We start from the raw sequence: 25,424 nt of genomic DNA on the forward strand, positions 1-25,424 counted from the left end.
GCACCATGGCGAGCGATGCGCCGACCGGACACGTCTCGGACCTCGACTGGCTGCTGAGCGGACTGGTCCAGCGGGTGCCCTACACCCGTAACGCGGTTCTGCTCTCCTCCGACGGCCTGGTGAAATCCGTCCACGGTCTGGACACCGACAGCGCCGACCACATGGCGGCCCTCGCCTCCGGCCTGTACTCGCTCGGCCGCAGCGCCGGAGCGCGCTTCGGCGACGGGGGCGAGGTGCGGCAGGTGGTGGTGGAGCTCGACTCCACGCTGCTCTTCGTGTCCACGGCGGGCTCGGGCACGTGTCTGGCGGTCCTCGCCGGCCGGGAGGCCGACGCGGCGGTCCTCGGCTACGAGATGGCCATGCTCGTCAAGAGCGTACGACCGTACCTGGTGACCCCGGCCAGGCAGGGCGCGGGAACCCCCAGCGGCCTGAGGAGCTGACCGTGGTGGCCCCGCAGGACGGGCCCTGGCTCGACGACGCGGCCGGACGGCTGATCCGGCCCTACACGGTGAGCAACGGCCGCACCCGGCCGAGCGCGACGCTGGACCTCCTCTCCCAGGTCATGGCCACCGGCACCATTCCCCAGACGCACCTGGGTCCCGAGCACTCGCAGGCACTCGGCCTGTGCAAGGGGCCCACTTCGGTGGCGGAGATCTCGGCACACCTACGCCTGCCGGCCGTCGTCACCAAGGTGCTCCTGTCCGACCTGGTGGACTGCGGGGCGGTGACCGCACGGGCCCCTCGCCTCTCCCACACACCCACTGACCGATCTCTGCTGGAGGCAGTGCTCGATGGCCTACGACGACGGCTTTGACACCTTGCCCGCCAGGGACGCCGGGGACCTGTTCCCGACCGCGCTGAAGATCCTCGTCGCGGGCGGGTTCGGCGTCGGCAAGACGACCTTCGTCGGAGCGGTCAGCGAGATCGAACCGCTCTCCACCGAAGAGCTCCTCACCACGGTCAGCGCGGCCCACGACAGCCTCGAAGGGATCGAGTCCAAGACCACCACCACGGTCGCCATGGACTTCGGCCGCATCACGCTCGACGACCACCACGTGCTCTACCTGTTCGGCACGCCAGGACAGGAACGCTTCTGGTTCATGTGGGACGAGCTGTCCGAAGGAGCGCTCGGCGCGGTGATCCTCGCGGACACCCGGCGGCTCGACGAATGCTTCTCCGCCGTCGACTTCTTCGAGCGGCGGGGCATCGGATTCCTCGTCGCCGTCAACGAGTTCGACGGCTCCTACCGCTACGACCCGGAGGAAGTGCGGGCGGCCATAGACCTCAAGCCCGAGGTCCCCGTCGTGCTCTGCGACGCCCGCATCGGCAGCTCCGGCATCCGCACGCTGGTCACCCTGGTCCAGCACCTGCTCGCCACCATCCCGGCAGCCACCAGCCCTGGAGCCTGACAATGACGTACGACCCGACCGGACATCTGCTCCTCACCCCCGTCGACCGCGAGGCACCGGTCCGCGTCCAGCGGCTGCGCCAGCTGGGCATGGGGGAGCGGCCCGACCCGGCCTTCGACGAGTTCGCGCACAAGCTCGCCGAGGTGACCGGAGCACCCTTCTCGATGGTCAACTTCATCGACGAGAACCAGCAGTTCTTCGCCGGCCTGCACACCCCCGACGGCTCCCACAACGGCTCGGACCTGAACGCGGCGGCCGTCTCCGGCGGGGTCAGCCGGATCATGGCGCGCGACCACGGCTACTGCCCGCACGTCGTGGTCCGCCGCAAGGCGCTCGTCCTGGAGGACGTGTGCGACTACCCGCGGTTCGCGGGCAACCCGGTGGTGGACGAGATCGGCATCCGCTCCTACCTCGGGGCGCCGCTCATCGACCGTACCGGCATCGCACTCGGCACGATCTGCGTGGTGGACACCGAACCCCGGCCCTGGGGCAGGGCCGGTCTTGAGACGATCAAGTCGATGGCGGCGGAGCTGATCGAGCAGATCCACCGGCGCGAGGACGGCCGGTTCTGAGCCGTCCTCGCGAGCCGTCCGCCGTCCGCCGTCAGTGGGCCGTGGCCAGTTCCTGCATGCGCAGCAGATCGGAGAGCTGCTGCGACCACTGGCCCTTCGCGGTGCCGAGTGCCACCTCGGCCAGCCGCAGGAGCTGTACGTCGGAGGTGCCGGCCGGGGCGAAGATGTGGTGGGCGTCGCGCAGATACCGCTCGATGGGGCGGTCGGTGAACAGACCGGCCGCCGCATGGATCTCCATGGCATTTCGCGCGGAGTCGAGCGCCGACTCCACGTTGACGACCTTGGCGTTCATGAGCTCGGCGTCGCACGGCAGCCCCTGATCGAGCAGCTGGACCGCATGGTAGGCGACGAGCCGGGCCGTCATCACCCGGGACTGCAACTGTCCCAACTTGATTTTGATGTTGGGGAGTTCGTGCAACGGCTTGCCGTAGCGGATCCGTTCCGCGCAGAACCTGGTGGTCTCTTCAAGGATCGCCTGATGGATGCCGAGCGACACGGCGGTGAGGTTGGCCCGCCCGTACAGGACGCTGGAGGAGTACGCGACGGCCAGACCGTCCCCCTCCTCGCCCAGCCGATTGGCCGCCGGGACACGGCAGTTGTCGAAGCGGACCTCGCCGAAGCTGAAGCCGTGCAGCCCCATCGCCTCGCGGTGCTCGCCCAGCGAGAAGCCGGGGCGGTCGGACTCGACGAGGAAGGCCGAGAGGCCCCTGGAGCCCGGTCCGGTGCGCAGGACCACACCATGGAGATCGCCCACATGGCTATTGCCCACATACACTTTTCGGCCATTGAGTACGTAATCGTCACCATCGCGGACCGCGCTCGCGGCCATACCCAGGACATGACCGCCCGACTCGGGTTCGGTGACCGCGATCGTCGGCAGACACGCGCCCGCGGCGACGGCGGGCAGCCAGTGCCTCTTCTGCTGCTCGTTCCCGAAGTGCACGATCTTGGCGACGCCGAGCTGGGAGGCCTGCACCATGGCCCCCATCGCGCCGCTCACCCGGGACAGCTCCTCGATGATGATGGTCTTGCCGAGGTGTCCCACGCCCATCCCGCCGTACGCGGGGCTGACGGTGGCCCCTATCCAGCCCTGCCGCGCGATGAGCCGCGACAGCTCGTGCTGGACGGTGCGGGCCGCCTCCATCTCGGCTATCCGCGGCCGTACCTCACGTTCCGCGAAGTGCCGGACGTCTTCCCTGAGTTGCTGGTGCAGTCGGCTGTTGAAGTATCCGTCCATCCCGCGAGCCCTCCTCCGCGAAACGCCTGCCCCGGGTGGCCCCGGCAGGTGGTGCATCGGCAGTGGTCCCGTCCCGAAGAGGCCGGCCTCCTCGTACTGTGAAGCGCCTTCGCTCCGTGTGCCTTCGTCTCGTGCGCCTCCTCTGCCAACTATGGCCAGAAAAAGGCGAGTTGACGTTTGGGTGGCGATGTGTTGTGTGTGCCCCGGCCTGTTCGGTCCCAGTCGATTGCATCCCCTTCACACAACTTTCTGCCACATGACAACGGCAAAGGTTTCGTGAGCAAGTGGCACTGAGGGCCAGGAAGCGGAATCAGATGGGCACGGTCATGACATCTGAGGACAGGTGCAGAACCGATTCGGCTTCGACTTCGACGAAATGTGTCGTGGTTTCACGCGTGTGGGTGATGGCGCGCACCCCGCGCCACCCCGCCGACCAGCACTTTCCGCCGCCTGGGGTGGCGTCGGGTGGCGGGCCCGACGGGCCTGGCGGTGGGCGGGGCCGGGGGAGGGGGCGTCGGCCGGTCGCGACCGGAATCCGTGCGGTGCCCACTCGCGCGTCGCTGACCTGGAGCTTCTCGATGAAGATCACTGTGTTCGGAACGCATTGGCCCGGTGGCGGAGCGTCCCACTCGGGGCGGCCGGGCGCGAGGCGTCACCCGGTGCGGCCGGCCGGTGCGGCGGATGAGGAGCGCCGTCGGCTCCCCTCGTGATCAGCAACTACCGACCGGTGCGCGGGAGTCGACGCCCTTGGCAAGGGGTGCCGGGGCCATTTCCTCGCGGTGTCGGTTGCGCCGGGCGAGGGCGCGTTGGAGTGCGAGGTGGCGTGAACAGTGCGTCGAAGGGGTGCGGGGCGCTCATGGGAGCGCGCGATGCGGAATTTCCCGCCTGGCGTTCGGCCCCGATGGGATGCCGTCCCCGCCCGGACCGGCGTCGACGGAAACCGGCCAGGCCCGCAGGGGCGATACGGGCGGTGGGCGTGGGGCTTGCGCCGGGTCGCGGGGTGAGGCGGTGGGATGGGGTGTGGGGAAGTGGTGAGGAATCCGGCCAGGGCGCGGGAGGGGAGCGGGGCGGGGCCGAGCCCTGGGCGTGGGGGTGCCGGTGCGTGGGGGCGCGGCTCAGGTGGGGCCGCTCGGTGGGGTCCGTTCGTCGGCTGCGACGATGCAACGGCCGTCCTCGCCCGCTTCGCGCAGCAGTCGTGCGGCGGGCTCGGGGACGGCCGGGACCGCTCGTCGGCCGGTGCGTCGCGCGCCCGGCCGCCGCCCGAGCATCCTGGTGATCCGTGATCCGTGATCCGTGATCCGTGATCCGTGATCCGTGATCCGTGATCCGGCGCCCGCCGTTCGCGGCAACACAGCCTGACGGGAAGGAAGTTGACATGACCGACCTCCGTATCGGCGTCATGGGATACGGGATGCGCGGCAGCATCGCGCGCACCGCACACCGCCCCGGCCGCGGTTCCGTCGTCGCCGCCGTCGCCGACCCCGACCCCCTGGCCCGCGCGGCCGCGGCCGCCGCCTTCCCCGGCGCGCTCGTCCTGGCCGACCACCGCGAGGTCATCGACGCGGCCGGCCTCGACGCCGTACTCGTCCTCACCCCCGACCACACCCACGCCGACCTCACCCGCGCCGCGCTGCTCGCCGGGAAGCCGGTCTTCGTCGAGAAGCCCCTGGACATCACGGTCGAGCGCTGCGACGAGATCCTGCGTACGGCGCGCGAGTCAGGGACGCGCCTCTACGTGGGCCACAACATGCGCCACATGCCCGTGGTGCGGATGATGCGCGACCTGATCGCCCGCGGAACCATCGGCACGGTCAAGACGGTGTGGGTGCGCCACTTCGTGGGATACGGCGGTGACTGGTACTTCAAGGACTGGCACGCCGAGCGCCGCTACACCACCGGCCTTCTGCTCCAGAAGGCCGCGCACGACATCGACGTGGTGCACTGGCTGTCCGGCGGCTACGCGCGCGACGTCCAGGCCATGGGCGATCTGATGGTGTACGGCGACAACCCCCACCGCCGGGCACCCGGCGAACCCAAGACCGACGACTGGTACACCGAGGACGGCCACTGGCCGCCGCACACCCAGCGCGCGCTCAACCCGGTGATCGACATCGAGGACGTCTCGCTGCTCAACATGCGCCTCGACAACGGTGTCCTCGCCTCCTACCAGCAGTGTCACTTCACCCCGGACTACTGGCGCAACTACACGGTCATCGGTGACGCGGGCCGTCTGGAGAACTTCGGCGACGGCCCCGGCGGCCAGGTGAAGGTCTGGAACACCCGGCGCTCCGAGTACCGCGCCGAACCCGACGAGACGTACGCCATCCCCGATGCCCAGGACGACGACGGGCACGCCGGGGCGGACCCGCTGATCATCGACGAGTTCCTGCGCTTCGTGCGCGACGGGGGCCTCACCGACACCTCGCCGGTCGCCGCCCGCATGGCGGTCGCGGCGGGCTGCGAAGCGACGGCCTCGCTACGGAACGGGGGCGTCCCGCGCCAGGTGCCCGGGCTCGACCCCGACCTCGCGGCGTACTTCGAGCGGGGCCAGCGGTAGTCCGCCGGGGCAGGGGCGGGGCAGGGACCTGGGGGCCGGGTTCCCCGGCACGCCGCCGGGGTGCGGCGTACGGTTTCCCCATGGCCACCGCCGAAGACGTACGCCGCATCGCGCTCGGGCTTCCCGGGGCGACGGAGAAGCTCGCCTGGGGCAAGCCCACCTTTCGGGTCGCGGGCAAGATCTTCGCCTCGCTGGGTGACGACGCCTGGATGGGCGTGAAATGCCCGAAGGAGGACCGGGACGAGCTGATCGCGGCCGAGCCCGACAAGTTCTTCCTGCGGGAGGGGCACGACGACCACTACGCGTGGCTGCGGGTGCGGCTCGCCGCCCTCACCGGTGACGACGAGCTGTCCGCGATCCTGATCGACTCGTGGCGCCAGGCCGCTCCCCGCAGGCTTGTGGACGCCCACCCGACGCCGGGGGCGTAGGCAGCCGCCGGGGCGTGGCGGGAAAGGGGTTCGTGACCACCCGGGGAAGTGCGGTATTGTTCTCATGCACGAACGGCCGGGGGAAACCCCAGGTCAGACGGGCATCGGGACGTGGCGCAGCTTGGTAGCGCACTTGACTGGGGGTCAAGGGGTCGCAGGTTCAAATCCTGTCGTCCCGACTCGAAAGAGTCGCAGATCAGGGCCGGTATCGGAGACATCCGACACCGGCCCTGACCGTTTCGGGGCTCGATCGGGGGCCATCCGGGGACCAGAGCGTGTGGCGGGGATCCGCCTCTTCGGGCCCGGCCCCCGGCGCCGCTCGACGCGGACGTGAGCGTGGTCCTCGCGCGTGTCCGCGACCGGAGCGGCCTGCCGCGGCCGTCCCGGGAAGCCGCGCGTGGTTCAGCGGCCGAACCGTGACCGCACCTGTTCGGGGGCACGTTCGCCCTGGATCTGGATGCCGGCGGCGGCCTCTTCGATCCGACGCAGGTCACCGGCTGTCAGCTCGACGTCAGGTGCGCCCAGGTTCTCCTTCAGGCGGTGCGGCTTCGTGGTGCCGGGACGCCGGCGAGACCCTGGTGGCGCAGGCGTGCCACGGACGCTATGGATTTCGAGTGCGCTCGGGGCAAGCGTGACCGGAACCGGTGGAGCCGTCGTCCGCCGCGAACGCCGTTGCGCCCGCGGCGTCCTGGACCGGGTCGGCGGGGGCCGCCCCGCTTCCGTGCCTGAGGGGCGGGGCTGCCTCGCTTCCGTGCCTGAGGGGCGGGGCCGGCACCCCGCGCCCCAGAACAGGTCGGACTGTCAACTCCCTTCATCGGCGCATGAGATGGGCTCCGCCGGGCCGGGCGCCGGACGGCCGCAGGGGAAGGGCCCCGCCGACGCGGGCGACAGGGACTTCGTCGCGCCCTGAGGCCGCTCCGACGTGGCCCACATCACGTTACCGGCGGTATCTGAAACGCCGTGTCGCAGGTAAATTGCGAGTATGCGCATGGGCGTCGCCACGAGCCTGAGCAAGCGTCAGCGCCTTGAGCGGCAGCGGTACTCCGCCGCTGTCCCGCCCGGGCGTCCACGAGCGAGAGCGAGGGTCTCCGCGATGGAGCAGCAGCACGTCGACGTCCTGGTCATCGGAGCCGGGATATCCGGCATCAGCGCCGCGCGCCACGTCCTGCGGGCCAATCCCGGCGCCTCGGTCGTCGTACTGGAGCGGCGCGCCCGGGTCGGGGGCACCTGGGACCTGTTCCGGTATCCCGGCATCCGCTCCGACTCCGACATGGCCACCTTCGGGTTCGGCTTCCGCCCGTGGCGTCAGGCGCGCATCCTCGCCGGCGGCGCGGACATCCGGCAGTACGTGGAGGACGCCGCGGCCGACGCGGGGGTGCTGGAGCGCATTCGCTTCGGCCGTCGAGCGGTCGGCGCCGACTTCTCGCACGCCGACGGCCGGTGGGCGGTCGAGGTCGTGGACGAGCCCACCGGCGAGCGCGAGTCGTACAGTGCGGGCTACCTCGTCGGCGCGACCGGCTACTACGACTACGACGAGCCCTACCGCCCGGAGTTCCCCGGCGAGGCGGACTACCGGGGCGCGCTCGTCCACCCCCAGCACTGGCCCGAGGACCTCGACCACACGGGCAAGCACGTGGTCGTCATCGGCTCCGGCGCCACCGCCATCACGCTGCTGCCCGCGATGGCCGACGACGCCGCGAGCGTCACCATGCTCCAGCGCTCGCCCACGTACATCCTCGCCCTGCCCGAGGTCGACCCGGTCACCTCCGTGCTCCAGAAGCTGCACGCACCGGCCCGGCTGACCCACAAGATCGCCCGGACCCGCAACATCGCGCTCCAGCGCGGGAGTTACGCCTTCTGCCGAAAGTACCCGCGGCTCGCCCGCAAGGTCCTGCTCGGCCTCGTGCGGGCCCGGGCCGGCAAGGGCGTCGACATGCGCCACTTCAGCCCGCGCTACAAGCCCTGGGACCAGCGGCTGTGCGTCGTCCCCGGCGGCGACCTGTTCAAGGTGCTCAAGAGCGGCAGGGCGGCCATCGCCACCGACCACATCGACACGTTCACCGCCGACGGCATCCGGTTGAAGTCCGGCCGGGAGCTGAAGGCGGACATCGTCGTCACCGCCACCGGACTGAGCGTCCGGCTCCTGGGCGGCATGGCGCTCACCGTCGACGGCCGCCCGGTCGACGTGACGAACCGGGTGCTCTACAAGGCCGTTCTGCTCGAAGGCGTGCCCAACATGTCCCTCGTCATCGGCTACACCAACGCCTCCTGGACCCTGAAGGCCGACCTGGCGGCCGACTACACCGCCCGCCTCCTCGCGCACATGCGGCGCCACGGGCACGACATCGCCACCCCGGTGGCCGGCGCAGCCGACCGCTCGGAGTTCTCCGTCATGGGCGAGGCGCTGACCTCCGGCTACATCGAGCGGGCCGACAAGGCGATGCCGCGCCAGGGCACCCGCGACCCGTGGCGGCTGTGGAACAACTACTACCGCGACCGCGCCATGCTGAGCGGCGCCCCCATCGAGGACGCGGCGCTGCGCTTCGAGCAGGCCGGCCCGCCCGTCGCGGACAGCGCGGCCGGCGCCCAGGAACCGACCCGCGCCGCCTGACCGGCGGCCCACCAGACAAGCGAGGACGAAGATGACCGCGCACCTGACCAGGAAGGCCTACGACGAGCGCCTGCGGACCCTGTCCGAGGGCTCCGTCAACGTCCACTTCAACGCCTTCACCGACATCAAGTGGGACGACCCCGAGTTCGCCGTGGACCCGGGCGATCCGCGCTGGGTCCTCACCTCGGCGGACGCGCTCGGCGCCCACCCCTGGTACCAGGAGCAGCCGCTGGAGACGCGGATCCGGATCGGGATCTGGCGCTGGGCGGTCATCGCCAAGGTGGGCATGCAGTTCGAGAACCTGCTCATGCGCGGGGCGCTGGACTACGTCTACCAACTGGGGAACCAGGACCAGGAGTTCAGGTATCTCACCCACGAGATCACCGAAGAGACCCACCACACCCAGATGTTCCAGGAACTGGTCAACCGCACCGGCGTGGACACCGCCGGCGGAGCGCGCTGGTTCCGCCAGCTCAGCCGGGTCCTGCCGCTGTTCGGTTCCCTCTACCCGGAGGCGTTCTTCACCGGCATCCTGGCCGGCGAGGAGCCCATCGACCACTTGCAGAAGGCCGCCCTGCGCAGCGGGGAGCCGGTGCATCCGCTGCCCCAGCGGATCATGCAGATCCACATAGCGGAGGAGGCTCGCCACATCTCCTTCGCGCACGAGTTCCTGCGGCTGCGCGTCCCGCGCTTCGGCAGGGCCCGCCGTGGCGCCCTGTCCCTGCTCTTCCCGCTGATCATGCGCGGCCTGTGCGACGTCATCATGATCCCCGACCGGAAGTCCGCCGAACGGGTCGGCATCCCGGCCTGGGTGGTCAAGGACGTCTTCTGGAAGTCCGAGGCCGGCCGCAAGCTGCTGCACGAGCTCTTCTCCGACGTACGGATGCTCGCCGAGGACGTCGGCCTGATGAACAAGGCGTCCCGCCCGCTGTGGCGGGCCCTGCGCATCGACGGCCGCCCCGCCCGCTTCCGCGGCGAGCCCGCCCCGCTCATCGACTGAAGCCCCGCGCACCGCCTTTCGCGCCTTTCGCGTCTTTCGCCGCGAGCCGCCTGCCTCGCATGCCCGAACGGAGACCAGCCCGCCGTGCCGTACGTCGTCACCCGATCCTGCTGCGCCGACGCCTCCTGCGTGCTGGCCTGCCCGGTCAACTGCATCCACCCCGCGCCGGGCGAGCCCGGCTTCGGGACCACGGAGATGCTGTACGTCGATCCGCGTACGTGTGTGGACTGCGGTGCCTGCACGACGGCCTGCCCGGTGGACGCGCTCAAGCCCCATACGGCGCTCGGCGAGGCGGAGTTGCCGTTCCTGGAGCTGAACGCCTCCTACTACAAGGAGAACGCGCACGCCGATCGCGCCCCCATGTATGTGGTGCCGCGCCAACAGCGGCTTCCCGAAGGGGAGTTGACCGTCGCGGTCGTCGGCGCCGGCCCGGCCGGACTGTTCGCCGCCGATGAACTGCTGCGGCACCCGGGCGTGCGCGTCACCGTCTACGACCGGCTGCCCACCCCGTACGGTCTCGCGCGAGCCGGCGTCGCGCCGGACCACCAGGACACCAAGCGGGTCACCGAGCTGTTCGGGGCCATCGAGTCGCAGGCGGCCTTCAGCTACCGTCTCGGGGTCGAGGTCGGCGCCGACGTCACCCACGCCGATCTGCTGCGCGAGCACCACGCGGTCATCTACGCGGTCGGCGCCGCGACCGACAAGCGCCTCGGCATCGAGGGCGAGGACCTGCCCGGCAGCGTCTCCGCGACGGACTTCGTCGCCTGGTACAACGGTCACCCCGACCGCGCGCACGACGACCACGGCCTCGGCTGCGAACGCGCGGTCGTCATCGGCAACGGCAACGTCGCCCTGGACATCGCCCGCATCCTCACCGCCGACCCCGACGCCCTGGCGCGTACCGACATCTCCGACCGCGCGCTCGCCGCGCTGCGCGGCAGCAAGGTCCGTGAGGTCGTCCTCCTCGGCCGACGCGGACCCGCGCAGGCCGCGTTCACCGTGCCCGAACTCCTCGCGCTCGGAGCCCTCAAGGACGTGGACGTGCGTGTCGAGGGCTGGCCCGAGGGTCTGGCCTCCGACGCCACCGAGAAGACACGGCTCCTGTCGGAACTGGCCGGCCGGGCGCCGGTCGAGGGCCGCCGCCGCATCGTGCTGCGCTTCCTCACCGCACCGGTGCGGATCGTCGGGGACGACTCGGTACGCGGCCTGGAGGTCACCGACACCACGCTCGGCACCGACGACGACGGAACCGTCCGGGCCCGGCCCGTCGGCGACACCCGGACGCTGGAGACCGGCCTCGTGCTGCGCTCCGTCGGCTACCGGGCCCGTCCCGTCCCCGGCCTGCCCTTCGACGAGGACACCGCGACGGTCCCGCACGAGTCCGGGCGGGTCGAGCCCGGCGTCTACGTCGCGGGCTGGATCAAGCGGGGTCCGACCGGTTTCATCGGCACGAACAAGACCTGTGCCCACGAGACGGTCCAGTCCCTCCTGGACGACTTCGCCGCCGGCCACCTCGCCCGGCCGGTGTCCACGGTGGGTACGGCGGGCAACGCCCTCGGCCTCGCGGCCTGGCGGGCGATCGACCGCGTCGAGCGCGCGACGGGCGAGGCGCAGGGGCGCCCCCGCGTCAAGCTCACGGACACCGAGTCCCTGCACCGCGCGGCAGCGCGAGCGGTTCCGGCGGTACGCGGCTGACGGCGGCCCGGGCGGCCACACGCTCACCGGCGGTGCGGGGGCTCCGGTGGCGCGCGGCTCCGCCGGCGCGAAGCCGTCGCGGTGCGGGGTCACGGCGGTGCGGGGTCACGGGTGTGGGCTCACCGGCGGCGCCGGAACACGGTCAGCGCCGCTCCAGATCCGCCACGCGCTGCTGCGGCGACAGTTCCACGCCCAGGTCGCGCAGCGTCGCGTCGAGGACCGCCCAGACCGAGCGGCACAGCATCGCACGCAACTCCTCCTCGGACTGCTCACGCCGGTCGTCGTGCACCCACTGGTTGACCGCCGTGTCCACGAAACCCACGATGCCGATCGCGACGGAGCGGATCGGCGCCTGTGGCACCCCGAGCGCTTTGAGCACGTCCCCGAACCGTTCGCTCAGCATCAGGGCGATGGCCGTCTTGGTGTCCGCCACCAGCGAGCCGTCACCCATCGCATGCTCCGCGACGCCCATGTAGGCGTACAGGCGCGGGTGTTGGGAGACCCAGTCCAGGTGCGCGCCGACCACCCGGTGCACGGCGTCCTCGACGGTCCCCTCGAAGGTGAGGGTGGGCTCCATCCGTCGCAGGAACGAATCCACCACCCGTCGGCGGATCAACTCGTCCAGATGGGCGCGGTCCTTGAAATGCCGGTACAGCACCGATCGCGGCAGCCCCACCCGCTCGGCGAGCCGCTGCACCCGAAAGCGCGCGCCCTCCTCCTCGATGAGCGCGACGGCCGCGTCCACCAAGTCGACCTGGCGCTGCGCCTTGTGCTCGTCCCACCGGGTGGAGCGTCCGTCGATCTGCGGCTCTCCGCCGGTTCTGTCCGCCACCCGGTCAGGATATCGGACCGGGTCAGGACGCCCGCGGGTCCAGGGGCGGCGGCCGGAGCGCTCGCGACGATCTACAGTCGGCCTCATGAGTCGATGGCAGGAACTGACCGGTGGAACGTCCGGAGCCGAGTACGCCGCGCGTTTCGAGGCGCTGGCCCGCGGTGGCGGGGACGTACACGGCGAGGCGGCGTTCTGCGCGGCCCTGGTACCGCCGGGCGCCCGGGTCCTCGACGCCGGGTGCGGCACCGGGCGGGTCATGATCCGGCTCGCCGAGCTCGGGTACGACTGCGTCGGCGTCGACCTGGACGCCTCGATGCTGGACGTGGCGAGGGAACGGGCGCCTCGACTGCCTTGGTTCCAGGCCGATTTGGCGGAGTTCGATCCGGCTGCGCTCGGTGTCGTGGCGGACTTCGACCTCGTCGTCGCCGCCGGGAACGTCCTGCCGCTGGTCACGCCGGGCACCGAGGCCGCGGTGGTCGAGCAGCTGACGGCGGCCCTGCGCCCGGGCGGCCTGCTGGTCGCGGGATTCGGCCTCGATGCCGCCCACCTGCCCGTGCCGCCGAGCCTGACGGCGGCCGAGTACGACGCCCATTGTGCCGCCGCCGGTCTCACCCCCGTTGCCCGTTTCGCCACCTGGGACGCGGCTCCCTACGACGGCGGTGGCTACGCCGTCAGCGTGCATCGCCACGACCGCTGACCCGCCATGCCCGCGATGCCCGCCGTGCCCGCGGGCGGTAGCGGGGTGGGGGAGCCGGCACCGAGCACGCTCACCCGCGCTGTTCACCGCCCGTGCGCTGCCCCGGAGTTCGGGGTGTGCCTGTCCGGTGACGGCCTGTGAGGGGGCTCGGGGGGAGGTCGGACTGCGGCACCGGCACGGGTGACATGCCGCAACGCCGGAGCGATTACGATCCGGGCTCATGAGCACCTCGGATCAGGAACAAGCGGTGGGCGCGGCGCCGGAAGAGCGCGGAGCGCCGCACACGGCGGAGGCGACGGTACCGGGCCAGGCCTCGAAGGCCTCGAAGCGGCCCTCGGGGGAGCGGGGTGCCACTGCGGACGGGGATCCGAGAGGTGCGGATGCGGGTGCCGGGGCTGTGGAGAGCGCCGGACGCGCCGAGGGGCCGTCGGCCGCCGAAGCCACCGAGCGCGCCGAGGCCGGGGGCCCGGAAGGCGGGCCGGCGGAACCGGCCGGTGCGGCCGAGCTCCCCGAGGCCGGCGGCGACGGCGCGAACGCCGGGTCCGTCGTGGCGGTCACCCCCGAAGAATCCGAGCCCGCGTCCGTCGACGGCGACGCTGCTGCCGAGCCCGCCTCTGCCGAGCCCGCCACGCGTGCGGAGCCCGCGTCCGTCGAGCACACCGGCCCTCCCGAGGCCGATGCGGCTTCACGCCCGCGCCCCGAACTCGCCGAGACCCCTGGCATCTCCCCATCGGCTGACCCGTCAGGCTCCCGTCGCCCGGAGCAGGTCGGGTCCGCTCAACTTCCGCAGGGGACAGGAGACTTCGCGGACGCGGACGCGGACGCGGCTGACGGGGGCGGGGATGGGGCCGAGGTCGAGGCGCGGCGGGGCATGGCGCCCTGGATGGCCCGGCGGGTCCGCATGGTGGCCGCCGGTGTGCTCATGGCGGCCATGGGCGTGATCCTCGTGGTGCGGCTTGCCACCCGTTCCTCCGTGCTGGTGGTCGGCGTGTACGGGCTTGCTCTCATCCTCTGCGGCGTAGTGATCGAGCTGAGCCGCAACGGGCGTACGCGGCTTGGTTCTTGGCTGCTCGTGGTGGGTCTGGCGGCGGCGTTCGGCATGGACTGGTTCGTCCTGCCGTAGCGGCCCGCGCGGCCATGGGGTCCACCGGCCACCTTCCGGAGGAGGGTGCCGTGCACGGCGGGGGGCTCTCCGGTACGTCCCTGATGGGGTGGCGAGGCAGGGGAGCGGAGTCGAGCCGTTCGTCGGACACTCCTCACCTGGCGTACGGGGACCCGGTTCCGCCCCCCGCAGTGGGAGTGGGACCCGCGAGCCTCGCCCTGCCGCCCTGCCGCCCTGCCGCCCTGCCGCCCTGCCGCCCTGCCGCCCTGCCGCCCTGCCGCCCCGTCACGCCCTCGCCGAGGGGCGCGCGGGTGGCCTTCCCTCCGTGCGGCCCCGGGAGGCGCGCCCGCCCCCGGGGCCGCTGCCTCTCGGGCGGGCGGGCGCAGCCGTCCCGTCGCGCTCGGGGCGGCCGGCCCCAGCGTGCCCGTACCGACCCCGCCGCACATAACCACCGTTCACACCCCAACCCCCCCCACCCCGCACCAGCGCTGCCCACCCCTCGCGCCTCAACCGTTGACATGTACCCGCCTCACGGTGAATCTTGATGCTCGAAACTCCACTGTTCCAAGCATGAACGCGCACGCCGCGCCCGGCTGTTGCTCGGTACGAACGGAGAACGAAACCTTGCGGACCCCTTCGCGGAACCCCTCGCGGCCCTTCTGGCGCGGCTCTCGCCCGCCCCGGCGACCCGCCGTCGCCGTCTTCTCGGTGCTGGCGCTCGCCCTCACCGCCCTCACGGTTCCGGCGGCCCACGCCGAGGACGCGACGCCGCCCGGTGGCACCCTGGACAGCGGAACCAAGGCCCTGACCTGGCAGAGCCCGGTCTACGAGAAGGGCACCGCCGACTCGCCCGACAAGTGCCCGCCACCCGCGCAGGATCCGGAGGGGGCGGTCTGTGCCCGCTTCGACCTGACCGTGAAGCCGCCGGCCGGGCAGTGGGACGACAACCCGGAGGGCGGTGTGCCCGTCTCCGTCCAGTGGGCGACCCCCACCGACGACTTCGACCTGTACGTCTACGACGACGCAGGCAAGCAGGTCGCCTCCAGCGCGGGCACCGCCGACCCCGAGGCCACCGTCATCCCGAAGGCGTCGGGGACGTACCACGTGGTGGTCGTCCCCTACGACGTGCACCACAACTCGTTCACCGGCACCGCGTATCTGCCCGAGCCGGCCGACGCCGGGAACCTCACCTCCTTCGGCGGCGAGGACGGTACGTACGACATCGCCGCCGGGCCGCTCAGGGCCCGGGTGGACTTCCTCGCCGACGACACGATGCGGCTGCGCGCCGCGCCGGACGGGACGTTCACCGAACCGCCGGGCAGCCATATGATCCAGACCCAGCCGAAGCCGCAGAGGAACACCAACTCCTTCGACGCCGGCGCCTATTACGGCATCCACAGCAAGGACGTCGTCCTGCGCGTCTACAAGAAGCCGCTCCGTTTCGCGCTCTACAAGGGCGACAACAGGACCGTGATCTGGTCCGAGGCCGACCCGCTGCGCTGGACCTCCGGCGGCATGCGGCAGAGCCTGACGCGCGGCGCAGACGAGCAGTTCTTCGGCGGCGGCGAACAGAACGGCAGCTTCTCGCACCGCGATCAGGTCATGAACGTCGGCAACAACACCAACTGGAACGAGGGCGGCTGGAACAACTCCCAGCCCTTCTACATCTCCTCGGCGGGGTACGGGGTGTTCCGCAACACCTTCACGCCGGGCGTGTACGACTTCGGTCCGCGCGTGCGCACCGGGCAGCAGGAACGGCGCCTGGACGCCTACTACTTCACCGGTGACGTGAAGTCGGTCATCGGCAAGTACACCTCGTTGGTGGGCAAGCCGTTCATGCCACCGGTCTACGGGCTCGAACCGGGCGACTCCGACTGCTACTTGCACAACGCCAACCGGGGCGAGCGCCACACCCTGGACGCGCTCAAGGTCGCCGACGGGTACACCCGGAACCAGATGCCGCTCGGCTGGATGCTCGTCAACGACGGCTACGGCTGCGGCTACGAGAACCTCGCCGAGACCGGCAAGGGCCTCCAGGCGCACAACGCGCAGCTCGGCCTGTGGACCCAGGACGGTCTCGACAAGCTCGCGGAGCAGGTCAAGGCGGGGCAGCGGGTGGCGAAACTGGACGTCGCCTGGGTCGGCAACGGTTACGGCTTCGCCCTGAACGCCTGCGACCAGGCGAAGGCCGGCATCGAGGACAACAGCGACGCACGCGGCTTCGTGTGGCTGCCCGTCTCGTGGTCCGGCGCCCAGCGCTGCGGCGTCCTGTGGAGCGGCGACCAGAAGCTCAGCTGGGACTATCTGCGCTGGCAGATCCCCACGTACGCGGGCGCCACCCTCTCCGGCATCGCGTACAACACGGGCGACGTGGGCAGCATCTTCGGCCACGACCCGAAGATGTACACCCGGGACCTGCAATGGAAGGCGTTCCTGCCCGCCATCATGACGATGGACGGCTGGGCCAAGGACCTCGGCACCGGCAAGGCCGCCGATCAGCAGCCCTGGCTCGACGGCGAACCGTATGCCTCCATCAACCGGAAGTACCTCCAACTGAAGGAGCGGCTCATCCCGTACATGTACGGGCTCTCCAAGGACGCCACGAAGACCGGCGTCGGTGCGGTCCGCCCGCTCTCCCTGGAGTACCCGGACGACCCCAACACCCTTGGCGCGAAAGCCAAGTACGAGTTCCTGGCCGGACCGGACTTCCTCGTCGCGCCCGTCTACAGCGACACCACTGTCCGCGACGGCATCTACCTGCCCAAGGGCACCTGGACCGACTACTGGACCGGCAGGACCTACCAGGGCCCCACGACGATCGACCACTACGCGGCGCCGCTCGACACCCTGCCCCTGTTCGTGAAGGGCGGCTCCATCGTGCCGATGTGGCCCAAGGGCACCACGTCCTGGGAGACCAGGGACAAGGGCGAGCTGGACTACGACGTCTATCCGCAGCGGGGCAGTTCCTCCTACACGCTGTACGAGGACGACGGCGTCACCCGCCAGTTCGCCAAGGGCGCCTCGGCCACCCAGCGGGTCCAGGTAACCTCCGCAGGGCGGGCCTCGGTCATCAACGTCGGTGCCAGCGTGGGCAGTTACCAAGGAAAGCCCGCCTCTCGGTCGTACCGGTTCACCGTCCACACCCAGGCGGCCCCCGGCATCGTCGCGCTCGGCGGGAAGCGGTTGCAGCGGTGTGGTTCGGCGGCGCAGCTGGCCATGGCGGGCAGCGGCTGGTACTTCGATCCCGCGACCGGAGTGACCGAGGTGAAGACACCGCCGCGGTCCACCGGGCACGGCTTCGCCGTCGAGATCGCGTGACCTGACACCCGCCACCGGGTCGGGGGCCGTGCCGTGAGCCGTCCGGTGCGGCCCCTCCGCATGCACGCGGGGGGCTCGGGCAAGATCGACGTACGACTGGGCCGTACGCCTGAGGCGTACGGCCGGGACGTACGGTTGATCAGCACCCGACCGTCAGGAGAGGGATTCGATGTCATTCCGCGCCATCCGTGTGACGAAGGACGAGCAGGGCCACCGGGCGGACACCGTCACCCTGGAGGAGCACGACCTCCATGAGGGCGATGTGACCGTCGCCGTGGACTACTCGACGGTCAACTACAAGGACGGGCTGGCACTCGCCCACGGCAAGGGCATCGTGCGGACGTATCCGCTCGTGCCGGGCATCGACTTCGCGGGCACCGTCGAATCGTCCACGCACGCCTCGTTCGCGCCCGGCGACAAGGTGGTGCTCAACGGGTACGGCGTGGGGGAGGGGCACGACGGCGGCTTCGCGCAGAAGGCCCGGGTCAGCGGTGACTGGCTGGTCCCGCTGCCCGCCGCGCTCACCACGCGGCAGGCAGCCGCGATCGGCACCGCCGGGTACACGGCCATGCTCAGCGTGCTCGCCCTTGAGGACGCGGGCCTCACCCCCGACCATGGCGACGTACTGGTCACCGGGGCCGCGGGCGGTGTCGGCTCGGTCGCCGTGACGCTGCTCGCCAAGCTGGGATACCGGGTGCTCGCCTCCACGGGACGGCCCGCCGAGGCCGACTACCTGCGCGACCTCGGCGCGGCCGAGATCATCGACCGCGCCGAACTCTCCGCGCCCGGCCGCCCGCTCGGCAAGGAGCGCTGGGCCGGAGCGGTCGACTCGGTGGGCAGCCACACCCTGGTCAACGTCCTCGCGGGCACCCGCTACGGCGGCACGGTCACCAGCTGCGGACTCGCCCAGGGGCCCGATCTGCCCGGCACGGTCCTGCCGTTCATCCTGCGCGGGGTGACGCTGGCCGGCATCGACTCCGTACAGGCCCCGATGGACCGCCGAGTCCGCGCCTACGAGCGCCTCGCCCGCGACCTCGACCTGACGCGCCTGGAGAAGATGACCACGCTCATCGGTCTGGACGAGGTGCCGGGTGTCGCCGAGCGCATCCTCGCGGGGCAGGTACGCGGCCGGACCGTGGTCGACGTCAACGCCTGACGGGGGCCGCCCCTCAGGCCGTGATGCGGACCGCGGGCTCCGGGGTCGGCAGTTCGGTGGGCAGGACCGTGGGCAGCGGGGCCGGGAGGTCCGCGGGGGTGGCGCCGGTCAGCATGATGACGCCGCGGGCCGCGACGGCCGCCGACGCGGCCGCGGTCAGCCAGCCCAGCGGACCGCCGTGGAAGCTCTCGCCGAGCAGTGCCACTCCGATGACCGCGGCCGCCGCCGGGTTGGCGATGTTCACCACGGCGAGGGGCGCGGCGAGACCGCCGCGGTAGGCCGCCTGTGAGAGCAGGAGGCCGCCGACGGCGAAGGTCGCCACCAGCACGGCGACCAAGGAGGTGCCCCACCAGGGGAGCGGGCCACCGGGCAGCGCGCGGGACAGCGAAGCGGTGACCGTCTGGGTCAGCGCGGACGCCACACCGGAGGCGATGCCGGACGCGGTGGCGTGGCCGAGGCCGGTGCCGCGGGACGAGTGCGCCCCGGCCCGAACCAGGAAGGCGAGCAGCAGCGCGGTGGCCGCGGCGATGGCGAGGGCCTCGCTCAGGCTCAGCGCGTCGCCGGGGCTCGCCGGTCCCGTGACGGCGATGAGGCCGGTGAGCCCGGCCAGCGTCCAGGCCGCGCCGCGCCACTCGCGCCGGGTGACCCGGCGCCGCGCGTAGTACGCGGAGAGCGGCAGCGCGGCGACCAGGGTGAGGGCGCCGAGCGGCTGGACCAGGGTGAGCGGGCCGTAGTGCAGCGCGGCCACGTGCAGGAGGGCGCCGGCCGCGTTGAGGCCGACCGCCCACCACCACAGTGGCCGGGTGAGCAACTGCCCCATGCCGTCGCCGCTCCGGGCGGCGAGCCGGGACTGGCCGACGGCGGCCAGTGCGTAGCCGGCGGCCGAGGCGAGCGAGAGCAGGATGGCGAGCAGCGCGGACTGGTTCATCGCACGGCCTCGGAGAGCTGGGGCGCGGGGGTGCGCGCGGAAACCGCGGACGGTAGGGGTGCCTGCTGCTCGGGCGCGGGCCGCGGGAGCGGAGGCGTCGCGGACGCGCGCTGCGGCACGGACGGCCGACGGACGGCCCCCTTGGGTGCCGCAGGCAACTGTGTGAGCCGCTGCGGCGCGGGCACGAAGTACAGGACCGCACCCAGGAGTGCCGTGGCCACGATCGCGTCCAGCCAGTAGTGGTTCGCGGTGCCGACGACCACGAGCAGGGTGAGCAGCGGGTGCAGCAGCCACAGCCACCGCCAGCGGCTCCGCGTCGCCATGATCAGGCCGATCGCGACCATCAGCGCCCAGCCGAAGTGCAGCGAGGGCATCGCCGCGAACTGGTTCGCCATCGTGTCCGTGTCGGGCGTCGCCGCGTACACGGAGGGCCCGTAGACCTGTGCGGTGTCGACGAGTCCGGCCGTGGTGAGCATGCGCGGCGGGGCCAGCGGAACCGTGATGTGCAGCACCAGGGCCGCCGCGGTGAGCCCGGCGAGTACCCGGCGCGACCACAGGTAGTGACCCGGGCGGCGCAGGTACAGATAGACCAGGAAGGCCACGGTGGCCGGGAAGTGCACGGTCGCGTAGAAGGTGTTGGCGACCTTCACGAGGTCGTCGCCGTGCAGCAGCAGATGCTGGACCGAGCCCTCGCCGGGCAGGTGCAGCGCGCGCTCCCAGCTCCATACGCGATCGGCGTTGTCGAACGCCCTCGCCTCGTGCCCGTTCGCCAGCTGACGGCCGAACTTGTACACGAGGAAGAGCGCGGTCACGAGCAGCAGCTCGCGCACCAGGGGCGGCCGGGAAGCGGTCGTCTCCGGTCCGGCGGGACGAGTCTCGCGACGCGCCCCCGTGGTTATACCGGCAAACATGCTCCGGCCCCTTTGAACTTGGATTGATACGACGAAAAAACACAAGCAAACGTAGGAAGGCTAGATCGAAACTCATCGAGACGCAAACGTCTCGATACGTTTGCGTCTCGATTGAGCGGAGCCTACTCTCGTACGTGCAGGAGTGCCCCTTGTTTTCCGTGCCCCTTGTTCGTCTCCGGAGGGAACGATGTCGACGCAGGCCGCCACGGCCGCTGCCCGCCGCAGCAAGATCAGCCCCGAGCGTGAGCTGGAGCTGTACGACGCGGTGCTCGACCTGCTCAGAGAGGGCGGCTACGACTCCGTGACCATGGAGGGCGTGGCCGCGCGCACCAAGTGCGGCAAGGCCACCCTCTACCGGCAGTGGAAGAACAAGCCGCTCCTCGTCACGGCGGCGCTCGGCCGGAACCGCTGCTCGTTCTTCTCCGGCATCGACACCGGCTCGCTCGCCGGGGACCTGCGGGAGGCGGCCCGTGCGGTGGGCCGGCGCGAAGGGCACGACAAGGCGCTCATGGAAGCCGTCGGGCAGGCCTACATCAAGCACCCGGATCTGCGCGAGGCCCTCCGGGAGACCGTGCTGAACCCCGAGATCGCGGCCCTCGACGCGATGCTCCGGCGCGGCGTCGAACGCGGTGAGGTCGCGGCGGACAACCCCGCGCTCGGCTACGTCGCCCCGCTGGTCATGGGCATGCTGCGGGTGGAGCGGCTCTTCGAGGACCGCTTCCACGGCGAGGACACGGTGCTCGGTCTGATCGAGTCCGTCGTTCTGCCGGCTCTGCGGATCGGCTGAGGCCCCGCCGGACCGGCCGGGCCGGCCCGGCGGCCGGGCGTGCTCAGACCGCGATGACCGTCACGCCCGCCTCGGTGAACGCGGCGGCCGTCCCGTCGGAGACGGCCGTGTCCGTGACCAGCGTGCCCACCTGGGACGTCGCGCAGATCCGGGCGAACGTCCGCTTGCCCAGCTTCGTGGAGTCCGCGGCCACCACGACCCGCTCGGCCCGCTCGCACAGGAGCCGGTTGATGCCGGCCTCGTCCTCGTCGTGCGCCGAGGCCCCGTGCACCACGTCGAACGCGCCCACGCCTAGCACCGCCACGTCCATCGTGATCTGGTTCAGGACCCCACCCGCGAGCGGACCCGTGAGCTCGTAGGACTGGGGGCGGGCCACCCCGCCGGTCACCACGATCTTGAACTGCGGCCGCACCGCGAGCTCGTTCGCGATGTTGAGCGCGTTCGTCACGATCGTCAACGCCGGTGATCCGGCGGCCAGTTCGGGCCGCACGGCCAGCGCGCGGGCCACCTCCGTCGTCGTGGTGCCGCCGGTCAGACCGACCGCCTCGCCCGGCGCCACCAGGTCCGCCACCGCCTTCGCGATCCGCTGCTTCTCCGAGGCCTGGCGGGCCGTCTTGTAGCGCAGCGGCAGCTCGTAGGAGACGCCGTGCACGAGCGCGCCGCCCCGGGTGCGCACCAGCATCTGCTGTTCGGCGAGCTGGTCGAAGTCGCGCCGGATCGTCGCGGCCGACACCCCGAGGGCCGTCGCCGCCTCGTCGACATCGAGGCGGCCCTGCTCCACGAGGAGCTCAAGCAGCGCCTGCCAGCGGGCGTCGCGCGACATCCGCGCCCTCCGTTCTTCGTACTGGTAACCGTCCGTAGTGACCTTAGCGCACCCCTATATGCTTGATCGTGCTCGATATCGAGCTATATTTTGCAGAAACAAGCACGACAGCGCGTCACATCCAGAGGGTGGGAGCCCGGCATGAGCCATGTCGAGAACGAACTGAGCAGTCAGCCCGAATGCTGGAAGCGGGCGGCCGAACTGGCCCTCCAGCACAAGGACGCCCTGCCGGCCGCGGGTGAACGCGTCGCCGTCGTCGGCTGCGGCACCTCCTTCTTCATGGCGCAGGCCGTCGCCGCCCTGCGCGAGAGCGCCGGCCTCGGCGAGACCGACGCCTTCGCCGCCTCCGAGTTCCCCGCCGCCCGCCGCTACGACCGGGTCGTCGCGCTCACCCGCTCCGGCACCACCACCGAGGTGCTCGACCTCCTCGCCCAGGTGCGCGGCCGGATCCGTACCACCGCCATCACGGCCGACCCCACCACCCCGGTGATGGAGGCCGCCGACGACATCGTGGTGCTCGACTTCGCGGACGAGGAGTCGGTCGTCCAGACCCGCTTCGCCACCACCGCCTTCACGCTGCTGCGCGCCCACCTCGGGCTGCACACCGAGCAGGCCGTCGCCGACGCGCGCACCGCGCTCGCCGAGCCGCTGCCCGAAGGCCTGGTGGAATCCACCCAGTTCAGCTTCCTCGGCCGCGGCTGGACCAACGGCCTCGCCCAGGAGGCCGCCCTCAAGATGCGCGAGGCATCGCTGTCCTGGACCGAGGCCTACCCGGCGATGGAGTACCGGCACGGTCCCATCAGCATCTCCACCACCTCGACCGCGACCTGGATGTTCGGCGAGGCCCCCGAAGGGCTCGCCGAGCAGGTGGCCGCCACCGGCGCGCTGTGGATCGAAGGCCGCCTGGACCCGCTCGCCGAACTCGTCCGCGCCCAGCGCCTGGCCGTCGCCGTCGCGGCCGCCCGCGGGCTCGACCCGGACCGGCCGCGCCACCTCACCCGCTCGGTGATCCTCGACGGGGCCTGAGCGGGCCGGCACCACGGAACGAACGACGTCACACAGGTGAGAACGTGACACAGGTGAAGGGGAAGCACTGATGCCACTCGCCCGGACCGGCACACTGGTCGCCGAGGCCGCCGACAAACGCCGCGCGGTCGCGGCCTTCAACATCATCACGCTGGAACACGCCGAAGCGGTCATCGCCGGAGCCGAGGCGGCCAAGTCCCCGGTCGTCCTCCAAGTCAGCGAGAACGCGGTCAAGTTCCGCTACGGCCGCGTCCTGCCGCTGGCCCGGGCGGCGGTGGCCGCCGCCGAGGCGGCCTCCGTACCGGTCGCACTCCACCTCGACCACGTCAAGCAGGACGAACTGCTGCGCCAGGCCGCCGACGCCGGATTCAGCTCCGCCATGTACGACGCGGCCCACCTGCCGTACGCGGAGAATCTGGCGGCGACGCGCGCCGCCGCTGATTGGGCGCACACCCAAGGGCTGTGGATCGAGGCCGAGTTGGGGGAGGTCGGCGGCAAGGACGGCAGGGCCCCGCTCGACGCCCACGCGCCCGGTGCGCGCACCGACCCCGACGAGGCGCGGCAGTTCGTCGCCGAGTCGGGCGTCGACGCGCTCGCCGTCGCCATCGGCAGCACCCACGCCATGACCTCGCGCACCGCCGAACTGGACCACGCCCTGCTGGCCCGGCTCGACGACGCGCTGCGCGTCCCGCTGGTCCTGCACGGGTCGTCCGGCGTCCCGGACGACGCCCTCGCGGCGGCCGTGGCCGGCGGCATCGCCAAGGTCAACATCGGCACCGCCCTCAACATCGCGATGACCGACGCCATTCGCGCCTACCTCGCCGCCCACCCCGAGGCGGTCGACGCCCGCACCTATCTGACGGTCGGCCGGCAGGCGATGGCCGCGACGGTCACCCGGCTCATCGGGGTCCTCGACCGGGCCGTCTGAGGTGCCCGCGCCCGCCGCCGGAGCCCCGTGGGGCACCCGGCGGCGAAGGCGTCGGGCCCCCGTCGGCCGCCCGGTGGCGAAAGCGCCACGTTCTGCCCGTCCGGCGCTCTTCCGATGTGGCCGGACGTCGTAGACGATGGGCCTGTGGACAGGCATGAGCACGCTCGGCTCGACGCGCTGCAGCGCGACCCCTATCCGCACTATGCGCGGGCCCGGCAGGCCGAAGGGCTGACCTTCGTGCCGGAGCTCGACGCCTGGCTGGTGGCCCGGGACGCGGATGTGCGCGAGGTCCTGCGCCGCCCCGAGGCCTTCTCCTCCGCCAACGCGCTGCGTCCCGACGTGCTGCCCGGGCCCACGGTGCTCGCGGAGATGGGCCGGGGCTTCGGCGGGCGCCCCGTGGTGGTCAGCTCCGACGGAGCCCTGCACCAGCGGCTGCGCGCCCCCATCGTGCACGGCCTCTCGCCCGCCCGCGTCGCCGCGATCGTGCCGTACGCCGTGGAGCGGGCCACCGCGCTGATCGACGCCTTCCCGGAGGGCGGCTCCGCCGATCTGATGGCCCGGTTCGCGCTCAAGCTGCCCGGCCAGGTGATCGGACGCCTCGTGGGGCTCGACCCGGCCGACGTGCCGCTCGCCGTGCACGGCGGCCACCAGGCCGAGCAACTCCTGTTCCGGCCGATGGACGAGCCCGCCCAACTGGCGGCCGCGCGCGACGTCGTCGCGATGCAGCACCTCCTCGACACCTACGTACGGGAGCGGCACGCCCGCCCCCAGGACGATCTGTGCACCACACTGATCGCCGCGCTCGCGCCCGGGGGCGAGCCGCCGGGAGCCGAACTCACCCTGGACGAGCGGCACGAGATGGTCGCCCATCTGCAGAACTTCCTGCTCGCCGGGCACCTCACCACGAGCGCGCTGATCGGCTCCACGATGCTCCACCTGCTGCATCACCCGGCGCAGTGGGAACTGCTCTGCGAGAAGCCGGAGTTGATACCGGCCGCCGTCGAGGAGGCGGCCCGCTACGACAGCCCGATCCAGGGCTTCCGCCGCATCACCACCCGCCCGGTCATGCTGTCCGGCACCGAACTCCCCATCGGGGCCGTGGTGTTCGTGGCGTACGGCTCCGCCAACCGCGACCCGAGCCGGCATGAACGCCCCGACGTCTTCGACATCACCCGCCCGCCCGCCCGCCACCTCGCCTTCGGGTACGGCGTGCACGGCTGCCCGGGCTCGTCCCTGGCCCGCGAGCAGCTACGGATCACTCTGGAACTCCTGACGGCGCGCCTCCCGGGACTGCGCCTCGCGCAGGACAGACCCGTCGTCATGCGCCCCACGATGATCCATCGCTCGCCCGAGGAACTGCCCGTGCTCTGGTAGGCAACGCGGCCGGCCACCACGGCATATCCTCCG

At 71.7% G+C, this 25,424-nt stretch carries 22 protein-coding genes and 1 tRNA gene; 18 read left to right on the plus strand and 5 right to left on the minus strand.

All coding sequences use genetic code 11. From position 1 onward, the window contains the following. Nucleotides 1-5 precede the first annotated feature (5 nt). The 4 genes from ACFYNP_RS06400 to ACFYNP_RS06415 are packed head-to-tail and all read left to right on the plus strand — an operon-like array spanning nucleotide 6 to nucleotide 1,981. On the plus strand, nucleotides 6-440 hold the full coding sequence (locus ACFYNP_RS06400; protein WP_053730984.1) for a roadblock/LC7 domain-containing protein: 435 nt from the start codon (nucleotides 6-8) through the stop codon (nucleotides 438-440). Between the two features lie 2 nt (nucleotides 441-442). Next, complete coding sequence (locus tag ACFYNP_RS06405; RefSeq protein ID WP_388404578.1) at nucleotides 443-814, plus strand: DUF742 domain-containing protein; 372 nt, start codon at nucleotides 443-445, stop codon at nucleotides 812-814. Continuing rightward, nucleotides 792-1,409 (plus strand): ATP/GTP-binding protein, encoded by a 618-nt coding sequence (locus ACFYNP_RS06410; protein WP_388404581.1) that lies wholly within the window; start codon nucleotides 792-794, stop codon nucleotides 1,407-1,409. The genes ACFYNP_RS06405 and ACFYNP_RS06410 overlap by 23 nt, the downstream gene beginning before the upstream one ends. 2 nt (nucleotides 1,410-1,411) lie before the next feature. Further along, nucleotides 1,412-1,981, plus strand: coding sequence for a GAF domain-containing protein (locus ACFYNP_RS06415; RefSeq protein WP_100575406.1), 570 nt, complete (start codon nucleotides 1,412-1,414; stop codon nucleotides 1,979-1,981). 31 nt (nucleotides 1,982-2,012) lie between these two features. Here the strand turns inward: ACFYNP_RS06415 and ACFYNP_RS06420 are convergent, their stop codons facing one another. Next, nucleotides 2,013-3,218 carry an acyl-CoA dehydrogenase family protein gene (locus tag ACFYNP_RS06420; protein WP_388404584.1) on the minus strand — a complete coding sequence of 402 codons (1,206 nt, stop codon included), beginning with the start codon at nucleotides 3,216-3,218 and terminating at the stop codon, nucleotides 2,013-2,015. A 1,375-nt stretch (nucleotides 3,219-4,593) separates the two neighbouring features. Here ACFYNP_RS06420 and ACFYNP_RS06425 point away from each other — a divergent pair. From ACFYNP_RS06425 to ACFYNP_RS06450, 6 genes are all read left to right on the plus strand, one after another. Beyond that, nucleotides 4,594-5,775: a Gfo/Idh/MocA family protein gene (locus ACFYNP_RS06425; protein ID WP_388404587.1), complete on the plus strand. Its 1,182-nt coding sequence runs from the start codon at nucleotides 4,594-4,596 to the stop codon at nucleotides 5,773-5,775. Nucleotides 5,776-5,855: 80 nt separating this feature from the next. Then, complete coding sequence (locus ACFYNP_RS06430; protein WP_388783156.1) at nucleotides 5,856-6,203, plus strand: MmcQ/YjbR family DNA-binding protein; 348 nt, start codon at nucleotides 5,856-5,858, stop codon at nucleotides 6,201-6,203. 105 nt (nucleotides 6,204-6,308) lie between these two features. Further along, nucleotides 6,309-6,382 (plus strand) — tRNA-Pro (locus ACFYNP_RS06435). Between the two features lie 914 nt (nucleotides 6,383-7,296). Beyond that, complete coding sequence (locus ACFYNP_RS06440) at nucleotides 7,297-8,814, plus strand: flavin-containing monooxygenase (protein ID WP_388783159.1); 1,518 nt, start codon at nucleotides 7,297-7,299, stop codon at nucleotides 8,812-8,814. 31 nt (nucleotides 8,815-8,845) lie between these two features. Then, nucleotides 8,846-9,814 carry a diiron oxygenase gene (locus ACFYNP_RS06445; RefSeq protein ID WP_388783161.1) on the plus strand — a complete coding sequence of 323 codons (969 nt, stop codon included), beginning with the start codon at nucleotides 8,846-8,848 and terminating at the stop codon, nucleotides 9,812-9,814. 84 nt (nucleotides 9,815-9,898) lie between these two features. After that, nucleotides 9,899-11,509: an FAD-dependent oxidoreductase gene (locus ACFYNP_RS06450; protein ID WP_388783164.1), complete on the plus strand. Its 1,611-nt coding sequence runs from the start codon at nucleotides 9,899-9,901 to the stop codon at nucleotides 11,507-11,509. 142 nt (nucleotides 11,510-11,651) lie between these two features. On the opposite strand, the gene ACFYNP_RS06455 is transcribed toward ACFYNP_RS06450, so the two are convergent. Next, nucleotides 11,652-12,341, minus strand: a complete 690-nt coding sequence (locus ACFYNP_RS06455) for a TetR/AcrR family transcriptional regulator (RefSeq protein WP_388404600.1) — start codon at nucleotides 12,339-12,341, stop codon at nucleotides 11,652-11,654. Between the two features lie 85 nt (nucleotides 12,342-12,426). On the opposite strand from ACFYNP_RS06455, the gene ACFYNP_RS06460 reads away from it, so the two are divergent. The 4 genes from ACFYNP_RS06460 (at nucleotide 12,427) to ACFYNP_RS06475 (ending at nucleotide 18,614) form a co-directional block, all read left to right on the plus strand. Next, complete coding sequence (locus ACFYNP_RS06460; RefSeq protein ID WP_388783168.1) at nucleotides 12,427-13,038, plus strand: class I SAM-dependent methyltransferase; 612 nt, start codon at nucleotides 12,427-12,429, stop codon at nucleotides 13,036-13,038. A gap of 220 nt (nucleotides 13,039-13,258) precedes the next feature. After that, complete coding sequence (locus ACFYNP_RS06465) at nucleotides 13,259-14,161, plus strand: hypothetical protein (RefSeq protein ID WP_388783170.1); 903 nt, start codon at nucleotides 13,259-13,261, stop codon at nucleotides 14,159-14,161. A 1,104-nt stretch (nucleotides 14,162-15,265) separates the two neighbouring features. Further along, nucleotides 15,266-17,458 carry a TIM-barrel domain-containing protein gene (locus tag ACFYNP_RS06470; RefSeq protein WP_388783320.1) on the plus strand — a complete coding sequence of 731 codons (2,193 nt, stop codon included), beginning with the start codon at nucleotides 15,266-15,268 and terminating at the stop codon, nucleotides 17,456-17,458. Nucleotides 17,459-17,627: 169 nt separating this feature from the next. Further along, on the plus strand, nucleotides 17,628-18,614 hold the full coding sequence (locus tag ACFYNP_RS06475) for an MDR family oxidoreductase (RefSeq protein WP_388783172.1): 987 nt from the start codon (nucleotides 17,628-17,630) through the stop codon (nucleotides 18,612-18,614). A gap of 13 nt (nucleotides 18,615-18,627) precedes the next feature. Here ACFYNP_RS06475 and ACFYNP_RS06480 read toward each other — a convergent pair whose 3' ends face one another. Together ACFYNP_RS06480 and ACFYNP_RS06485 are read right to left on the minus strand one after the other, a co-directional pair. Then, nucleotides 18,628-19,542 carry a DMT family transporter gene (locus tag ACFYNP_RS06480; protein ID WP_388783174.1) on the minus strand — a complete coding sequence of 305 codons (915 nt, stop codon included), beginning with the start codon at nucleotides 19,540-19,542 and terminating at the stop codon, nucleotides 18,628-18,630. Further along, on the minus strand, nucleotides 19,539-20,453 hold the full coding sequence (locus ACFYNP_RS06485; RefSeq protein WP_388783177.1) for a phosphatase PAP2 family protein: 915 nt from the start codon (nucleotides 20,451-20,453) through the stop codon (nucleotides 19,539-19,541). The genes ACFYNP_RS06480 and ACFYNP_RS06485 overlap by 4 nt, the downstream gene beginning before the upstream one ends. 187 nt (nucleotides 20,454-20,640) lie before the next feature. Between ACFYNP_RS06485 and ACFYNP_RS06490 the strand changes: the two genes are divergently transcribed. Beyond that, complete coding sequence (locus tag ACFYNP_RS06490; protein ID WP_388404617.1) at nucleotides 20,641-21,240, plus strand: TetR/AcrR family transcriptional regulator; 600 nt, start codon at nucleotides 20,641-20,643, stop codon at nucleotides 21,238-21,240. Nucleotides 21,241-21,283: 43 nt separating this feature from the next. Here the strand turns inward: ACFYNP_RS06490 and ACFYNP_RS06495 are convergent, their stop codons facing one another. Beyond that, nucleotides 21,284-22,063, minus strand: coding sequence for a DeoR/GlpR family DNA-binding transcription regulator (locus ACFYNP_RS06495; protein ID WP_388783179.1), 780 nt, complete (start codon nucleotides 22,061-22,063; stop codon nucleotides 21,284-21,286). A gap of 141 nt (nucleotides 22,064-22,204) precedes the next feature. On the opposite strand from ACFYNP_RS06495, the gene ACFYNP_RS06500 reads away from it, so the two are divergent. From ACFYNP_RS06500 to ACFYNP_RS06510, 3 genes are all read left to right on the plus strand, one after another. Next, a complete protein-coding gene (locus ACFYNP_RS06500; RefSeq protein ID WP_388783181.1) occupies nucleotides 22,205-23,089 on the plus strand; it encodes an SIS domain-containing protein in 885 nt (294 codons plus the stop codon). A 70-nt stretch (nucleotides 23,090-23,159) separates the two neighbouring features. Then, nucleotides 23,160-24,017 carry a ketose-bisphosphate aldolase gene (locus tag ACFYNP_RS06505; RefSeq protein WP_388783185.1) on the plus strand — a complete coding sequence of 286 codons (858 nt, stop codon included), beginning with the start codon at nucleotides 23,160-23,162 and terminating at the stop codon, nucleotides 24,015-24,017. Between the two features lie 144 nt (nucleotides 24,018-24,161). After that, a complete protein-coding gene (locus ACFYNP_RS06510; RefSeq protein WP_388783187.1) occupies nucleotides 24,162-25,391 on the plus strand; it encodes a cytochrome P450 in 1,230 nt (409 codons plus the stop codon). Nucleotides 25,392-25,424: the final 33 nt, after the last annotated feature.

This window comes from Streptomyces sp. NPDC006691 (genome assembly GCF_042869955.1).
Taxonomy (GTDB): domain Bacteria; phylum Actinomycetota; class Actinomycetes; order Streptomycetales; family Streptomycetaceae; genus Streptomyces.

Coding starts and splice junctions, on each gene's coding strand:
- ACFYNP_RS06460 (WP_388783168.1), top strand. CDS start 12,427: ATGAGTCGATGGCAGGAACTGACCGGTGGAACGTCCGGAGCCGAGTAC.
- ACFYNP_RS06505 (WP_388783185.1), top strand. CDS start 23,160: ATGCCACTCGCCCGGACCGGCACACTGGTCGCCGAGGCCGCCGACAAA.
- ACFYNP_RS06500 (WP_388783181.1), top strand. CDS start 22,205: ATGAGCCATGTCGAGAACGAACTGAGCAGTCAGCCCGAATGCTGGAAG.
- ACFYNP_RS06445 (WP_388783161.1), top strand. CDS start 8,846: ATGACCGCGCACCTGACCAGGAAGGCCTACGACGAGCGCCTGCGGACC.
- ACFYNP_RS06430 (WP_388783156.1), top strand. CDS start 5,856: ATGGCCACCGCCGAAGACGTACGCCGCATCGCGCTCGGGCTTCCCGGG.
- ACFYNP_RS06475 (WP_388783172.1), top strand. CDS start 17,628: ATGTCATTCCGCGCCATCCGTGTGACGAAGGACGAGCAGGGCCACCGG.
- ACFYNP_RS06490 (WP_388404617.1), top strand. CDS start 20,641: ATGTCGACGCAGGCCGCCACGGCCGCTGCCCGCCGCAGCAAGATCAGC.
- ACFYNP_RS06440 (WP_388783159.1), top strand. CDS start 7,297: ATGGAGCAGCAGCACGTCGACGTCCTGGTCATCGGAGCCGGGATATCC.
- ACFYNP_RS06485 (WP_388783177.1), bottom strand. CDS start 20,453: ATGTTTGCCGGTATAACCACGGGGGCGCGTCGCGAGACTCGTCCCGCC.
- ACFYNP_RS06400 (WP_053730984.1), top strand. CDS start 6: ATGGCGAGCGATGCGCCGACCGGACACGTCTCGGACCTCGACTGGCTG.
- ACFYNP_RS06480 (WP_388783174.1), bottom strand. CDS start 19,542: ATGAACCAGTCCGCGCTGCTCGCCATCCTGCTCTCGCTCGCCTCGGCC.
- ACFYNP_RS06495 (WP_388783179.1), bottom strand. CDS start 22,063: ATGTCGCGCGACGCCCGCTGGCAGGCGCTGCTTGAGCTCCTCGTGGAG.
- ACFYNP_RS06425 (WP_388404587.1), top strand. CDS start 4,594: ATGACCGACCTCCGTATCGGCGTCATGGGATACGGGATGCGCGGCAGC.
- ACFYNP_RS06415 (WP_100575406.1), top strand. CDS start 1,412: ATGACGTACGACCCGACCGGACATCTGCTCCTCACCCCCGTCGACCGC.
- ACFYNP_RS06410 (WP_388404581.1), top strand. CDS start 792: ATGGCCTACGACGACGGCTTTGACACCTTGCCCGCCAGGGACGCCGGG.
- ACFYNP_RS06420 (WP_388404584.1), bottom strand. CDS start 3,218: ATGGACGGATACTTCAACAGCCGACTGCACCAGCAACTCAGGGAAGAC.
- ACFYNP_RS06465 (WP_388783170.1), top strand. CDS start 13,259: ATGAGCACCTCGGATCAGGAACAAGCGGTGGGCGCGGCGCCGGAAGAG.